We start from the raw sequence: 14595 nt of genomic DNA, 5'->3' as shown, positions 1-14595 counted from the left end.
CGGAGGATGTTATGACCAGCCGAAACTTTCGTGATTACTTAATGCCAGCGGATGCGCATCGTATTGGTCTTGCTCGTGGCGTCGACGTGCATACTTATGGCGAACGCATGCTTGCAACCGATAAAGCGCAAAAATTGAAAGCACACTGGCAGGCGATGCTGGATGAAACCTTTCGCGGCATTACCAGCAACGGTGAAATCCAACCCGATCTTTATCGCCTGCAGGATGAGGGCTTTGCCGTTGAAAATGCTGTTGCCGCCGCCCAGGCTCTTTTACAAACCCTGGCGCCTCAGGTGCAGATAGAGGCGTGTTACCCTATAGAGGCCAAACAGTGGCGCGCCTGGTACAATCCTGAAATCCCGTTTAATGATTACGGCGTACGGCTTGAAGAAACCTCAACAGCAACCCGTGAAGCCTTCCTGAAGCTGTTACGCAGTTGCACCAGTGAACGGGGTTTTATCAAAGTGCAGCAGCTGATGGATGCTAATCATTTTCTGGGCGAACTTTACGACCTCACCAATATCATGAACCGCTGGAGTTTTCACTTCATGCTCTTCGGGGAACCGTCTGCTACGCAGCCCTGGGGCTGGAGTATCTATGGCCATCATGTGGCGTTTTGCTGCTTTATCATAGGGCGGCAACTGGTTATCGCCCCCACATTTATGGGTGTAGAGCCAAACGTCATTGCGCGCGGTGATGACACTGACTGCGTGCTGTTCACCGAAGAGGAGCAGCGTGGTCTGGCATTGATGCAATCCCTCAACCCGGATCAGCAGGCGCGAGCAACCCTTTATCAGCAGATGGAAGATCCGCTGATGCCTCCAGAGCGTTTCAACTTTGCCGATCAGCGACACTTGGGCGGCGCATTCCAGGATAATCGCGTTATACCGCTGGAGGGCATTTGCGTAGCAGAATTTAACGCATCACAGCGCGCCAGTTTGATGGAAACCATTCGCGTTTTTCTCGATTTTTTACCTGACGGACCGCGTGAGGCTCGTCTCAAACAGATTGAGCAGCACCTGGAGTCAACCTGGTGGAGCTGGATCGGCGGTTGCGGCAATGACGACGTGTTTTATTACCGCATTCAAAGCCCAGTGGTATTACTGGAATTCGATCATCACAGCGGCATGTGGCTTACCAATGAAGAGCCAGCACGCTTTCATATTCATACCATCACCCGCATCCCGAACGGTAACGATTACGGCAAGGCCTTGCTGATGCAATATCAGAAGCAATAACAGGCTGCAAAGCCTGAATTTCCGTCGTACCGGGTGACGTCGTTTTGCCCGGGTAATCCACAGCGTTTGTTGACTGCTTCCTGATGAAGCGGAAGGCTTCGCTGCGCCTAAAAACCCTAATAGACATTAACCCTACATATTTATAAAACGAGGTTATCAGGCAATGCGTGTCCAAAAATTTAAAACAACTGCTTTAACCGTCGTGCCTCTGGCACTGTTTTGCAGTGCGTGTTACGCCGAAGCATTACCGGCTACTGAATCAGACAGCTTCAACGACTGGCTCGCTCAGGGAAATATATCTGGCGAGCTGAAGACCATGACTTTTTTCAAAGAGTTCAGCGGTACGTTACCGAACAAGCGCACCAGTTCGCTGGGCGGTGATATTCAGTATCGCAGTCCGGAAATCGGTGGATTCAGCGTTGGGCTGGGCGCTTATGGTGCTTATAACCTGGGAATGAATCCTTCTGACGTTGAGAAAACTGAAATCTATCTGCCATCCGATAACACGACGGTGCTCGGAAAAGCTTTTCTGCGCTATCAGGGATATGGGCTTGATCTTCAGGCTGGTCGTTTTGGCATCGATACCCCTTTTGCGAACGAGGGCGAAGGTTGGACAATGGTCCCTGCCCTATATCAGGGCTTTGGCGGTACATACGCGCTAAATCAGAAAGGCGATTTCAAACTCAATGCTTACCGTATCTATCGTTTCAAACCGCTGAGTTCAGAGCATTTTGAAAAGGGTGATGCGGGCAATCCGGAAATAGAAGATACCAGCGTTCCCTCGGTTGACAGCGATGGTTTTACCACGTTGGGTTTACGTTATGGCCGGCGCTGGAACACCACCGCAGAAGCCTGGTATTACAATTTTGATAAACGCGCACAACTCGCTTATGGTGGCGCGGAAATTCCTGTCGCTGGGCTAAAGTTCGGCAACTGGACGCCTTACTGGGGCGCACAATATCTGCATGAGTGGGATGCCAGCGATCAAGCCTCGCCGTATCGCAACGTTGATACCGATCTCTATTCAGGACGCATCGGCATGCGTTCGCGCAATCACGACATCTATTTTGCTGCCACCTATGTGCCATCCAAAGAGGATGCTTTCCTGAGCGGTGGCTTCTTTGCACCTTACAGTTATGGCATTTATGACCATACGCCGCTGGAGAGCGGACAGCCGCTGGTTTCTATGGTCACCACCAACCAACCTGGTAACGCGTTTGCACTGCGCTACGCCTATCATGATGAAACTTGGTTAGGCGTATTAGGCGTAACGCGTCTGGAGTTGAAAGACTCTACCGGCATCTATTATCCGCTGCCTGCTGAGAACATCAACGCAGCCTTTATGATCCTTGGTTATAACGTCACTCCGCGCCTGCATCTGGAATTTGAGTTGGATTACGTGCATTCCCCTTCAGAAGTCACCGGTAATTATCACGCCGAACGCTTGCGGTTGGTGTATCGCTTTGGCGCAAAGATGGCGGATGACGACTATTAATTCTGACTGACTTCAGGAGAAGGTTATGGCTAAACGGCAAAGTATTTATATTGATGGTTTTCCCCATGCTAATCCCATTCCGGCAGCCTGCCGCATCGGGCCAATGCTCTGTTCTGGCGTTATCTATGGTCGCGATCCGCATACGCAGCAGGTACCCGAAGATTTGGAACAACAGTGTGAACTGATGTTTATGCATGTGCGCAGCATTGTAGAAGCCGCAGGGGGAACGCTTGAGGATGTGATTAAAATGACGTTGTGGATGCAGGATAAATCTCAACGCGAAACGGTGAACCGTCACTGGGAGAAAGCCTTTCCTGACGCCAACGCCCGCCCTGCCCGTCATGCATTAGAGGGTAATTTCACCGGCAATACGCTCATTCAGTGCGATTTTACTGCTGTGCTGGGAGAATGAAAATTGCGGGCAGCATTTGTGTCTGCCCGCCTGTTTATCTATATTGCCTGTGCATCTGACAGTAAAAAATTAAGCGCATTTTTGCGACTCAGTCCAACGAACCTGATTGGAAAATCTTATCAAGTCGCGTGTTGGCTTGGTCAGTTACAACATTTCCGATATATTTAAAATCCAGTTATATAGTGTGGTTATTGAACGGGGTAATAATGGTCCAGAATCGCCGTTCGGATGAGATTGCAGATAATCTCAGCACCGGGCAAGCCGACAGTGCTGTAACACAGGTCGGCGGTAAACCAGGCCGGCGCACGCGCGCCTTCGACTATGGTGAACTGCGCCTGCTGTTATTGGCAATGATCGCCAAACAACCCAGCCACGGCTACGAACTGATCCACGAAGTAAAAGAGCGCCTGGGCGGCACGTATAAGCCCAGCCCGGGTGTTATCTATCCGGCTTTAACCTGGCTTTACGATCGCGGCTACACTGAAATCGATTTAGAAAAGGGCGGGCGTAAACGCTACAGTATTACCGATGAAGGTAAAGCATTTCTCAGTGCGAATAAAAGCGTGACCGATATGCTGATGGCACGTGTCGTGCCGAAAGCGCATGGCAAATCGCCACAGGCAATCGTAGAGGCGATGGATCACCTGAAACGCGCACTGAGTTTGCGCATTAAAATGGAGCCGGTTGCCGACGAAGTGATTGCGCGTATAGGCGATATTATTCATGTCGCAGCAAATCAAATTGAAGCGTTGTTCAACCTGCCGGTGTTAAGCGAGGGCGCAGAAAAATGCGTTGCTGATATCGCAACCCCAAATGGCGAACGTTATTTACGCCGCCTTTGTAGCCATTTTCAACACCGAACACCCGTTGTGACCGATGAGAGCAGCGGCCATTTTCGCATGAGTATGGGCGAAGTGCGCATGGAGGCACTGGAAGGCATTTTCCGCGTGAGCTTAACCGCGCTTAACGCAGAAAATCTTCAGGAGATGCAGCACATTTTAGTGCGTCATCTGGAAGAAGCGGCAGTACGTGAAAAGCTGGATGTAACCTGGCAGTCTGTTTAATGTAATGAAGTAAAATGCAGACAGGATCCGTTTCGTCTGCATTTTTATGGCTTACTCTTTTAACCTGGCGTGGAAATCTGCTGCCAGCACGCTGGTGGATTTCACCAGCAATCCCACATCGCTGCCTACCGCAACAAACGTCGCGCCCAGCTCAAGATATCGGGCGCAAAGTAAGGGATCGGCGCTTAAAATACCTGCCGCTTTGCCATGTGACTGAATTCGTTTTAATGCTTGCTCGACAGCTTGCTGGACTTCTTCTGCGGCTGGCTGGCCAAGATATCCCATATCCGCAGCGAGATCGGCGGGACCAATAAACACCCCGTCTACACCTTCAGTGGCGGCTATTGCATCCAACTGCTCCAGACCGGCGCGACTTTCAATCTGTACCAGCAAGCAGATTTGTTCATTCGCGGATGTCAGATAATCTGCGATACGATTAAAAGCGGATGCACGGGCCAGTGCTGCGCCGACCCCACGAATGCCCTGCGGTGGATAGCGAACGGCTTTCACCAGAGCCTGTGCCTGTTCTGCGTTCTCGACCATGGGAATTAATAATGTCTGGGCGCCAATATCTAACAGTTGCTTTATCAGCCACGGTGCGTCCATCGGCGCGCGAACAACGGCATGTCCCGACGCAACAGAGAGTGCCTGAAGCTGGCTCATCAATAGCGGCACATCATTCGGCGCATGTTCACCATCAAGCAGCAACCAGTCGAACCCGGCACCGGCGCAGATCTCTGCTGCATAAGGATTGGCAAGCGCCAGCCAGAGTCCAATTTGCGGCTCTTTTCTGAGTAGCGCTTGTTTAAAATGATTTACGGGTGCAGGCATTTTGACCTCACTCAAAATAGCAGCTGACTGAACCCTGTGGCCCAAAATCAGCATGAATAGTGTCCCCATGACGGGCTTCAACCGGGCGAATAAAAGAGCCCGCCAGCACGATCTGCCCGGCTTCAATGTAATCGCCATATTGTGACAGCCGGTTTGCCAACCAGGCGATGCCACGTGCCGGATGATTAAGCACCCCCGCACCTAAACCGGTTTCTTCCACCGTTGCATTGCGCGACACAATGGCCCCTGTCCAGCGCAAATCAATCTGATCAGGCGCAAAAAGCTGGCTGCCCAATACAATGCCGGCATTAGCGGCATTATCAGAAACGGTATCAATAATGGTGCGCGATTTACCACTGGCGGGATCGCTTCGCACAATGCGCGTATCCAGTATTTCCAGCGCAGGCACGATATACGCGGTGGCGTTTAAGACATCGCTGACGCTAACATTCTCGCCATTGAGCGGCGCTTTCATAATAAATGCCAGTTCAGCTTCGATACGCGGTTGAATAAAGCGATCTGCCGTGATCGTGTCGCCATCTTCAAACAGCATGTCATCAAACAGCACGCCTGAATCTGGTGTGGAAATATTGAGCGCATACTGCATCGCTTTTGATGTCAGACCAATCTTCCAGCCAATAACCTTACGCCCCGTCTCTTTTTTTTGTTTCACCCACGCACGTTGAACGGCATAGGCCTCATCCAGCGTCATGGTGGGATGTAGAAGGGAGACTAATCCAATTTGCTGACGTGATTTTTCTGCGTTATCGAGTGCTTCAGCCACACTCAAAATATCTGACTGGCTAAGCATGATTCACCCCTCATCGCGAACAACGTTGCGCAGCGTCCCAATCCCTTCCGCCTGTACTTCAATCACATCACCAGGCTTGAGCCAGATGGGAGGCTCAAAGCGCGCACCCGCACCGGTAGGCGTACCGGTAAAAATGATATCGCCGGGATTCAGCGGAATAAAAGTCGAAACGTAAGCGATGATCCAGGCGAAAGAGAAGGTCATATTACTGGTACGGTCGTTTTGGCGAAGCTCACCGTTCACGTAAGTAGCCAGATGGATATCATTCAGCTGAGCGGCATGGGTAAAGGGCACCAGCCAGGGACCGATCGCGCCGGAATGATAAAAATTTTTACCCTGAGTGACGTTGAATTTGCTGTGGCGGACCCAGTCACGCACCGTGCCTTCGTTGCCCAGCGTAATGGCCGCAATATGATCCATTGCGTCGTTCTGGGCAATGCGGCGGCCCGCTTTACCTATAACGATCACAATCTCGCCTTCATAATCAAGCTGTTCACTTTCGGCAGGACGCAGCAAAGGCTGAAGATGTCCGGTGAGTGACTCTGGAAAACGGACAAACAGAGAAGGGTAATCAGCCGCGACCTGATTATCTTTGTACTCGGCATTACGGTTGGGATAATTAACCCCCACACATAAAATCTTACCGGGATGAGTGAGCGGCACTTCAAACTGAATCTCGCTTAGCGCATAGTCAACGGGCAGGTTTTCCGCGTCGGCGGACAATGTTTGCAGGGCATTATCGGCAATGATCGCATCAAGTGTTGGCCAGCGATCGCCAACGCGTTTACTGAGGTCAATCACACCCTGTCCCTTTATCAGACCATAACCTTTAACCCGTCCATCAAGCGTGGAGAAACTGACAAATCTGATCGGTTCCAATGGAAATCTCCTTTATTTCGTCCTGCCGGACAAAAAAGCGGCGAACAGAAGCCCGCCGCTCCCAGCATGGTGGCTGAGCAGTAAATAAGACACAGAGGGTTTTACGGCGTTGACGCAGCGCCGAAACGCGTTACTCCAGTTTGAAAATACGCGCGGCATTCCCGCCCAGGATACTGGCTTTATCCTCTTCGCTGATGTCCAGACTCCGAATAGTTTCAATGCCCTTGAAGAACCAGTCTTTACGGATCGGATATGAGCTGCCGTAGAGAATATTTTTGCCGCCAATGACTTTCACTGCCGCTTCGAGCTGCGCTTTACCCCACTGCGGTGCGCCTGACGTGTCGAAGAAAATGTTATTGCTCAGTTGCGCGCGCAGGTTTCCGGTTCCGGTCTGGAAACGGTCGACCGCATCGTTAAACTGATGTTGTGGTGGCACCAGCATGTCGGCGAAGGCATAAAATGCACCCCCCAGCATTGAATGGATAAAACGCAGGTTCGGCAGCTCATCGAACATGCCGCTGAACAGTTCACGTCCTACTGCAGTAGCCTGATCAACGCAGCGTCCAAACTGACGACGCTGATTGGTATAAGGCAGTACCGAATTGAAATCGACCGGCAGCGGTGTGTGATGCACCACAACCGGCACATTCAGGTCATTGAGGAATTTTAGGTAGGGGCGAAACGCCGCATCATCAAGATAGATCTGACCATAGTGCGCCACGATCTGTGCACCCCGAAAACCGAGCTGATTCAGGCAGCGATCCACTTCACGCAGGCAATCATCGGTTCCCCATGGCGGCACCACTGCCAACGCCGACATCCGGCCCTCGCTGCGGTTCACATACTCTGCCATGCGAGTGTTGACCTCTTTACAGGTCTCTAAATCGAGCCATTCCTGCCACACTGGCAGACGGAAAATAGCGTGATCCACGCCAGCTTTTTCCATGTCGGCGAGCTGGCTTTCCAGCGTGTACTGACCCTCGGCATAGTTGAGATTCACATAGCCTTTAGGTTGCTCAATGATCAACTGGCTCAGCGCCGTTCCTTCAATTTTTTCCACCCGCGTATGCACACCGTATTGTTTGGGTACGCAGTCGAGGAAAGAGTTAAGAAGTTTCTTGTCGGAGAAAAGTTCACCCGGCAGCCAGTGCATGTTGGAATCAATAATCTTGCTCATAATCCGTTCCTTTCTGTCTACGTTAAGATTGCTTCACGTTATTTTTGTGTGGCAAAGACCGACTTGTATTTAGCCGGCTGGTCTGTCTCTTTCTCTGTTGGTATACGCATACCCGCTTTGGCGTGGTATTCGCTGAAAATCGACAAGGCTTCTTCGTGGGGGAAGATAGCTTCTATATCTTCAAACGGTTTGCCCCCACTGCGTTCTTCTACAATACGGCGCACGACTTCCGGCCCTTCACCTCGTGAGGCAACAACCAGCCAGTTCACCTTCTCGCGACGCTCATTTTCATAAGCTCTGAGTGCTTCCACCGGATCGGCAACAGACGCCAGTTTTTCGGCGATCACTCGCGCATCCACAAACGCCTGGCACACGCTGTTACCGCCGCGGGGATACATGGCATGCGCGGCATCGCCCAGCAACGTAATACGACCAAACGACCATTGCGGTAACGGATCGTGGTCGATAAGCGGAAACAGGTAGCATTCGCTGGCATTACGGATCATTTCGCTGACATCAAGAAAATCGAGCTTGCAGTCGTCAAATACATGTTCAATTTCTTTCACACCGGTTTTCTGATTCCAGTCTTCTTCGCTCTGCGGCTTTTCGTTCTGCTCGATAACCCAGTTGACCAACTGGTTACCGTTGCCATCTACGTTGTCCTGTATCGGGTAAACGATCAGCGTGCCCTGACGAATCGGATCGCCAATATGCAAAATGCTGCCACCGGTTTTGAATGGCGGCATCACTGTGACACCGCGGTAAAGCGTCAAACCGGAGAAATGACTGCGTGCCGATTCGGGCAGCAGTTTGCTGCGGATCACAGAACGAATACCGTCTACGCCAATGACCACATCGGCGTGGACGCTCTGTGGCGCATCGGGATTCAGATGGTTATCGAAATGTACGGTAACGCCGTTTTCATCCTGTTCAATTCCGCTGCAACGACAGCCCAGCGTAATGGCATCCTGACCCAACCTTTCCTGTACCGCTTTGTAGAGCATCATTTGCAGACGACCCCGATGAACAAATCGCTGGTCATGGTCGTAGCCCATATGACGGCCGCACTGTTCTGCAAAAATTTGCTGTCCGTGGCCGGTGTAAAAGATCGATTCTTTCGCTTCAACCGAAATGTCGACAAACGCGTCGTATAAACCCAGCTCGGTAATTTCCCTGACTGCATAGGGTTTGATGTCAACGCCGACACCCAGCGGTTTTATCTCTGCAACGGCTTCAAACAGCCGCGGGCGAAAACCCTGTTGATGCAGGCGCAGGGCAGCGGCAAGGCCAGCCGGGCCCGCACCGATGATGACGATATCCAACATAGTGACGTCCTCTTGTTTATGAATTTTTAAGCTCAGCGTTCAGGAAATTCAGATATGGCTTTTCAGGGTGCTACGGTCTCCAGCATGGGCGTCGCGTCCGGGCTGATGATTGACATCGCGCAGCCAGATCGGTACGCCTGCCAGACAAACAACCAGCCCACCGATGACCAACACTGCCAGCGACTGCATGCTTCCACTGTGTTGTGCCGCGATAAACAGTGGAGGACCCAAGAACACGCCAACCAGCGTCAGTTGTGTGATCAAGCCGCTGGTGGCGCCAATGCTTTCACGTGCTGGCGCGACGACTGGTGCCAGTGCCCACATGCCCACCAGCAGGCCGCTGCCAAACATAAACAGCCATGACGCGCCCACCGAGAGCATGAAACCGAGTGGCAACATGTAAATTGCGAGGGCTGGAATGCCGGTAAGGATAAGCCCAACGAATCCAATCGCGGCGGCCTTTACTCCCCGGTTAAGCATTGCACCTACCATCAGGCAGCCAATGCCGTTACATATCATCGCCACCACATTCCAGTGCGCCACTTCCACTAGCGGTACGCTGTAGCGTTTCGATAAATAAGGTGCAAGTGTGGAAATAATGCCGGTTTGCAAAAAGGCGTCGGCACCAAATGAAATACCGAGCAGATAGATCAGCGGGCTTCTCAGAACAGCGCGCAGACCACGCGTGCGTGAAAACTGCGCTTTCTCTTCTGCACTCCGACGCGGCAGGCTAATCATGGCGATGAATGCCAGCAGCAGCGTCAGTAGCGAATGCGCAATAAACGCAGCGCGCCAGTTACTGAAGTGGTCCGCAAGACCGGCAGAGAGAAAGGGCAGCAGAAAACTGGCGGGAACAAAGGTTGACCATAATGCCATCGCCATATTGCGTTGTTTGCCGGTCGTAATACGAATTAACAGCGTTACAGCGGCAACGGCCGTCATGACGTAACCTATGCCTGTCACGATTCGCCCGGCTAAAAGTAAGTTGAATGTGGGGGCGGCAACAACACAAACATCACCAATGACAATAACGACGGCACCGACTAACAGAACAATACGGTCCCCGGCACGATCAACAATGTACCCGGCCAACAGTGCACCTAACGCAACCATCAGCGAAGGCAGGGACATAATGAGGCCCATCTGGCTGTGGTCGAATACGTGAAACTCTTTAGCAATAGAACCTAATTCAGTTACGGCTTCGCTAACGGTCATTGCAGCCATTACGCCGAGGGCGTAGGCAACGAGAATTCTGACAAGTGGATTTTGAATGAATGTACTCACGATCCTGTCTCCCTAAAGCTGATATCACAGTCTGCTGATGCAGAAACAGTGGGATAGCGGGCTTTGCGCCACGCGTATTACAGCGTTACTGCAGAACGGTTAACCATCGTTAGCCAAGGCAAGAAAACGTTCCAGCGTAGGAGGATCGACACGGATTTCCGGTTGAGTGAGAACAGTTTCAGTAAAGGACGTGGCTTCGGTAAACCACTTGTTCTGGGCGGGAAGTCCCCACTGATCGGCGCGTTTAGGATCAGCTAAATCCCAGCCGAGCGCGGGTTCCAGATCGATGTGCTGATAATGCGTATTGAACAATTCGATGCGATGCCCGTCAGGATCGCGGAAATAAGTAAACAGTGCACCACTGATACCGTGCCGGCCAGGGCCACGCTCCAGATTGGGCGCATAACCTAACGCACCGGCAACATCACAGGCGCGGATCATGTCGTTGGAATCTGGCAGGGTATAAGCAAAGTGATGCAGGCGCGGGCCTGGCCCTTGGGTGAAAACGATATCGTGCGGATTGCCTTTCCGTTGCAGCCAGACGCCCCATAAATGTTGCATCTCACTAATATTCGAATAGGTATATTCACTGACGCGAAATCCGAGCGCCTGATAAAAACCCCACGTCTGGCGAACATCGCTGACCTGCAGCTGATAGTGATCAAGTCGCTGCGCGCTGGCCCCGCGATAATGCTGATACTGTTTCAGCATCCGTTCACGCGGTTCCATTGATGCGCAAAATTCGAGTGGCACACCCACATTGTCTCTGACGCGCAGCGTGAGCCCCTGATAAGGCACATCAGCCAGCGTCGCCGTTTTGCCCTGTTCGGCAAAATAGTCCTGTGCTTTATAGATATCGTCTTCATTACGTACGCGCATTCCGATACATGCACATGTCGCTTCAGATGATTTACGCAGCACTAAACTGTGGTGCCCGCGCTCTTCGAGGCCGCGTAAATAGACAGCCGAATCATCTTCATCACTCACCACTAGCCCGACCAGCTCGGTATAGAAATGCCGGCTGGCATTAAGGTCGCGGACGTTAAGCACGACGTGGCTGGCACGCGTTACATTAAAGGGGGGTTCCAAAACCAACTCATCAATCTGTGGCATGGGCATGTTCTCTCTTTCAGACGAAGCGATTGTCAGTATTGTTATGTGAGCCAGCAATGACATAACCGGCCCGCTTTTGCCCCCGCCACTACGACTGACTTCAGTTACGAGGAAGCGATAATTTAGATATATCGTGTTAATAGATATATCTCATTGTTTGCGATGAATTGGAGATCAAGCGCACAATTCAGGATGAAGGTTAAAAAACGTTGAAGTTGCAGCGCTCAGCAAAGCGAAAAAGGTATTAAGTGAGGGATCACTCAATACCTTTTTTATGATGCTGTCCGTACTGGCAGGATCAGCATGTGAAGGAAAGTTATTATTTTATAATGCGTTAGTGCGAGCTTGATACAAATTAAGATTCTACAGATTTAAGCTGTGCAAGCGTTTGTTGCAAAATGGCGGCAACCTGTCGCTGCGTCTCTTCATCACTGCCATGATAGCTATGTAACTGGCTTCGTAGTTCATGAAGCGCCTGCATTAATGACGGTTCAAACGGCTGACGCTGCTCAGACATTGCCTGATTCACGGTTTCGCTCTGCTGAGCGAACAACGCCAGTTTAGCAAGCAACGCATCCGCTATTGCCTGATTGTCGGTCAGCCAGCTTTCTCCCTGCTCATTGATTGCATAGCGTTTGCGGTTACCTTCCTGGTGCACAGTGACATGACCCACATCTTCAAGGTAAGTCAGGGCGGGATAAATCACGCCCGGGCTTGGTTTATAAAAACCGCCGCTTTTCTCTGACAGAGTTTTGATCAGCTCATAGCCGTAGCTGGCCTGCTCTTTCAACAACGTCAGTAATAAAATCTGTAACTCATCCGCACCAAATTTACGGCCACGAAGGAAAGAGGGACGATCGCGATGACCGGAATCACCACCCCCACGGCGATGCCCGCGATGACCCCCGTCACGTCCGCCATGTGGACCGGCAAAACGTCTATGATGACGTTCACCGCGCATCGCCTGATGCCACTGGTTAACGTTTGTTTCTGGCTTCTCTGTACGGCTTTCAACCTGATCAGCAAATTCATTGCGGTGCGTGTGTTTTCGACCACAGCCGCCACGGCGTTCATTAAACATATCTCTAAACATAGGTCTCTCCTGATTAAATGTGTCTTACGACTGTGTCGTAAGATACAAACTTATATATCTTACGATAGTAAAATGCAACAGGCTTTAACCAAAACGCGTAACACAGCACATTTTCCTGAACAAAATGAGCTTGAACAAAAAGAGATAGAGATCAGTTTGGAGCAGAGAGGCGCGTGTTCTAGGGTTGTTTCATTACGTTTGAAAAAGGACTAAATAAGATTGAAAGAGAGTGCGCCGCCGGATCGGCATGGCTTTGACGTAGTTAAGTCTGGCCATACATGTAGGAATTCCGTAAAGCCAGAATAGCTAAGGAAAAAAGGATAAAATCTACCGTTAGTAGGCTTAAAAGTGCTTAACATACATTGTGAGGAGCTAAGCTGACATTGCCGCTTCGGGTGTTCGGGTGAGGAGCTTGTGATGCGGCCTTTGCTGCGGTTTTTTACCTTGAACGAAGTTAACCGGCTGAATGTTATTTAGCACATTACCGGCCAGCGGCTGGTCACGCACCTTGCCGCTGAACGCTTACTAAGATAATCAAGCCTTATATTCTTTTTAAAAAAGTCTTTGGTTATGAAATTACTCTTTCATTTCCTTTGGCATCGGTGGTGTGCCGTGCGTATGGAAAGTCTCAATAGTCTTTAATCCCCACGCCTGCCCTTTTTTACGCTCGGTCTCTGTCCATACCACAGTCTGCCAGTCCGGGGCGAGTATCAGGCGAGCGCCGGAATTTGCCAGCTCAACGCGATTCCCCGCCGGCTCCCAGACGTAAAGGAAAAAGGTCCCCTGAATCGCATGCTTATGCGGGCCCGTCTCAATATGCACGCCGTTTTCGAGAAAGATATCGGCTGCGCGCAGAATATCCTCTCGGGTGTCTGTGGCATAAGTCACGTGGTGCAGACGTGCTCTGCCGCCGCCATGCTCTTCCGTGCATGCCAGGTCATAAGTTTTATTGTTGATGGTGAACCAGCAGCCACCAATCCGGCCATTATCAAGCTGAATCATTTCTGTAACCCGCGAGCCGAGGCAGGTTTCCATAAAGCGTTTAAACTCACTTACGTCCGCTGCAAGCAAATTAAGATGATCGAGGCGGCGAGGACAAGCACCACGTCCATGGTAACGCTGCGCAAGATTTTTCAGTGACGGGCTCTCACCTACTTCAGCCTGATAGCGTACGGTTTCATAATAAATTTCAAAAACATGACCGAAAGGATCGGCAAAGCGGAAGGCGCGACCGTGTCCCTGATCGTCATTCACCCAGCCAATTATTTCATAATCGCTGGCCTCAATGACGGCCACACGTCGCATCAGCGCTGCTTCCGAGCTGGCACGATAAGCGATGTGCCCTACTCCAGTCGTATGATGACGCGTCAGCTTCAGGGTATGAAATTCATAGTCATCCCAGGCACGCAGCCATGCATGCTTTTCATCCTGCGCCGAGACGGTAAGGCCATAGACGTTGACGAAGAAATTAAGGCTCTCTTCAAATTTGTCAGTGTAAATCTCGACATGTGCCAGATGGGCAATATCATGACAGGGCTCCGTCATTTGATTTGTCATAAGGACCTCCTTTCTTGTGTAGGCGTACCAATGTTCTCTGTTTAATTAAGAGGTAAGTTATCCGCCTTTCACCCAACAAGAGAGTTGGTTTTACCTTTGCAGGTATGAGTTTCTTTTATAATGTGACAGCGGTAACACGACAGGCTGGGTAAAGAAGCGGCAACCCCACGTTTATATACGCAAACAGGTTGCATGATCACAGGGATCAGTCGAAAGGAATTTTACATAACCGAAACAGATTAACGTGCAATAGCCGCTGCGGTTCCCCTGCTGGTCACGCGACTGATGGTTGCGTCTCAACATCACCGACCGCCCC

13 protein-coding genes are annotated in these 14595 nt (G+C 51.1%); 4 read left to right on the top strand and 9 right to left on the bottom strand.

Annotated elements, in window-relative coordinates:
- Positions 1 to 11: 11 nt before the first annotated feature.
- From SC127_RS02405 to SC127_RS02390, 4 genes are all read left to right on the top strand, one after another.
- A complete protein-coding gene (locus tag SC127_RS02405) occupies positions 12 to 1238 on the top strand; it encodes a DUF3500 domain-containing protein (RefSeq protein ID WP_332625046.1) in 1227 nt (408 codons plus the stop codon).
- A 163-nt stretch (positions 1239 to 1401) separates the two neighbouring features.
- Positions 1402 to 2733, top strand: a complete 1332-nt coding sequence (locus SC127_RS02400) for a hypothetical protein (protein ID WP_215845099.1) — start codon at positions 1402 to 1404, stop codon at positions 2731 to 2733.
- A 25-nt stretch (positions 2734 to 2758) separates the two neighbouring features.
- Positions 2759 to 3145 (top strand): RidA family protein, encoded by a 387-nt coding sequence (locus tag SC127_RS02395; protein WP_215845100.1) that lies wholly within the window; start codon positions 2759 to 2761, stop codon positions 3143 to 3145.
- 206 nt (positions 3146 to 3351) lie between these two features.
- Entirely contained in the window at positions 3352 to 4209 is an 858-nt protein-coding gene (locus SC127_RS02390; RefSeq protein ID WP_215845101.1) for a DUF2218 domain-containing protein, read from the top strand.
- Between the two features lie 51 nt (positions 4210 to 4260).
- Here SC127_RS02390 and hpaI read toward each other — a convergent pair whose 3' ends face one another.
- The 9 genes from hpaI to SC127_RS02345 all read right to left on the bottom strand — a co-directional run bounded on the left by hpaI (position 4261) and on the right by SC127_RS02345 (position 14279).
- The gene (gene hpaI, locus SC127_RS02385; protein ID WP_332625042.1) at positions 4261 to 5040 is read right to left on the bottom strand and encodes a 4-hydroxy-2-oxoheptanedioate aldolase; all 780 of its coding nucleotides are present in this window, start codon (positions 5038 to 5040) and stop codon (positions 4261 to 4263) included.
- Between the two features lie 7 nt (positions 5041 to 5047).
- Positions 5048 to 5851: a 2-oxo-hept-4-ene-1,7-dioate hydratase gene (gene hpaH / locus SC127_RS02380; protein ID WP_332625041.1), complete on the bottom strand. Its 804-nt coding sequence runs from the start codon at positions 5849 to 5851 to the stop codon at positions 5048 to 5050.
- 3 nt (positions 5852 to 5854) lie between these two features.
- The gene (locus SC127_RS02375) at positions 5855 to 6730 is read right to left on the bottom strand and encodes a fumarylacetoacetate hydrolase family protein (RefSeq protein ID WP_332625039.1); all 876 of its coding nucleotides are present in this window, start codon (positions 6728 to 6730) and stop codon (positions 5855 to 5857) included.
- A 130-nt stretch (positions 6731 to 6860) separates the two neighbouring features.
- The gene (locus tag SC127_RS02370; protein WP_243080034.1) at positions 6861 to 7907 is read right to left on the bottom strand and encodes an amidohydrolase family protein; all 1047 of its coding nucleotides are present in this window, start codon (positions 7905 to 7907) and stop codon (positions 6861 to 6863) included.
- A gap of 38 nt (positions 7908 to 7945) precedes the next feature.
- Positions 7946 to 9232 (bottom strand): FAD-dependent monooxygenase, encoded by a 1287-nt coding sequence (locus SC127_RS02365; RefSeq protein WP_332625036.1) that lies wholly within the window; start codon positions 9230 to 9232, stop codon positions 7946 to 7948.
- A 48-nt stretch (positions 9233 to 9280) separates the two neighbouring features.
- On the bottom strand, positions 9281 to 10516 hold the full coding sequence (locus tag SC127_RS02360) for an MFS transporter (protein ID WP_215845105.1): 1236 nt from the start codon (positions 10514 to 10516) through the stop codon (positions 9281 to 9283).
- Positions 10517 to 10615: 99 nt separating this feature from the next.
- Entirely contained in the window at positions 10616 to 11635 is a 1020-nt protein-coding gene (hpaD, locus tag SC127_RS02355) for a 3,4-dihydroxyphenylacetate 2,3-dioxygenase (RefSeq protein WP_332625034.1), read from the bottom strand.
- Between the two features lie 349 nt (positions 11636 to 11984).
- Entirely contained in the window at positions 11985 to 12722 is a 738-nt protein-coding gene (locus tag SC127_RS02350; RefSeq protein ID WP_332625032.1) for a PadR family transcriptional regulator, read from the bottom strand.
- A gap of 576 nt (positions 12723 to 13298) precedes the next feature.
- Positions 13299 to 14279, bottom strand: a complete 981-nt coding sequence (locus tag SC127_RS02345; RefSeq protein WP_243080038.1) for a VOC family protein — start codon at positions 14277 to 14279, stop codon at positions 13299 to 13301.
- Positions 14280 to 14595: the final 316 nt, after the last annotated feature.

Source organism: Pantoea sp. T14 (genome assembly GCF_036663535.1).
GTDB classification, from domain to species: Bacteria; Pseudomonadota; Gammaproteobacteria; order Enterobacterales; family Enterobacteriaceae; genus Pantoea; species Pantoea phytostimulans.
The sequence above is the reverse complement of the archived record's forward strand: the minus strand, read 5'-3'. Positions and strand labels throughout refer to the sequence as shown.

Coding starts and splice junctions, on each gene's coding strand:
- SC127_RS02395 (WP_215845100.1), top strand. CDS start 2,759: ATGGCTAAACGGCAAAGTATTTATATTGATGGTTTTCCCCATGCTAAT.
- SC127_RS02390 (WP_215845101.1), top strand. CDS start 3,352: ATGGTCCAGAATCGCCGTTCGGATGAGATTGCAGATAATCTCAGCACC.
- SC127_RS02405 (WP_332625046.1), top strand. CDS start 12: ATGACCAGCCGAAACTTTCGTGATTACTTAATGCCAGCGGATGCGCAT.
- SC127_RS02365 (WP_332625036.1), bottom strand. CDS start 9,232: ATGTTGGATATCGTCATCATCGGTGCGGGCCCGGCTGGCCTTGCCGCT.
- SC127_RS02370 (WP_243080034.1), bottom strand. CDS start 7,907: ATGAGCAAGATTATTGATTCCAACATGCACTGGCTGCCGGGTGAACTT.
- hpaD (WP_332625034.1), bottom strand. CDS start 11,635: ATGCCCATGCCACAGATTGATGAGTTGGTTTTGGAACCCCCCTTTAAT.
- SC127_RS02350 (WP_332625032.1), bottom strand. CDS start 12,722: ATGTTTAGAGATATGTTTAATGAACGCCGTGGCGGCTGTGGTCGAAAA.
- SC127_RS02345 (WP_243080038.1), bottom strand. CDS start 14,279: ATGACAAATCAAATGACGGAGCCCTGTCATGATATTGCCCATCTGGCA.
- SC127_RS02400 (WP_215845099.1), top strand. CDS start 1,402: ATGCGTGTCCAAAAATTTAAAACAACTGCTTTAACCGTCGTGCCTCTG.
- hpaI (WP_332625042.1), bottom strand. CDS start 5,040: ATGCCTGCACCCGTAAATCATTTTAAACAAGCGCTACTCAGAAAAGAG.
- hpaH (WP_332625041.1), bottom strand. CDS start 5,851: ATGCTTAGCCAGTCAGATATTTTGAGTGTGGCTGAAGCACTCGATAAC.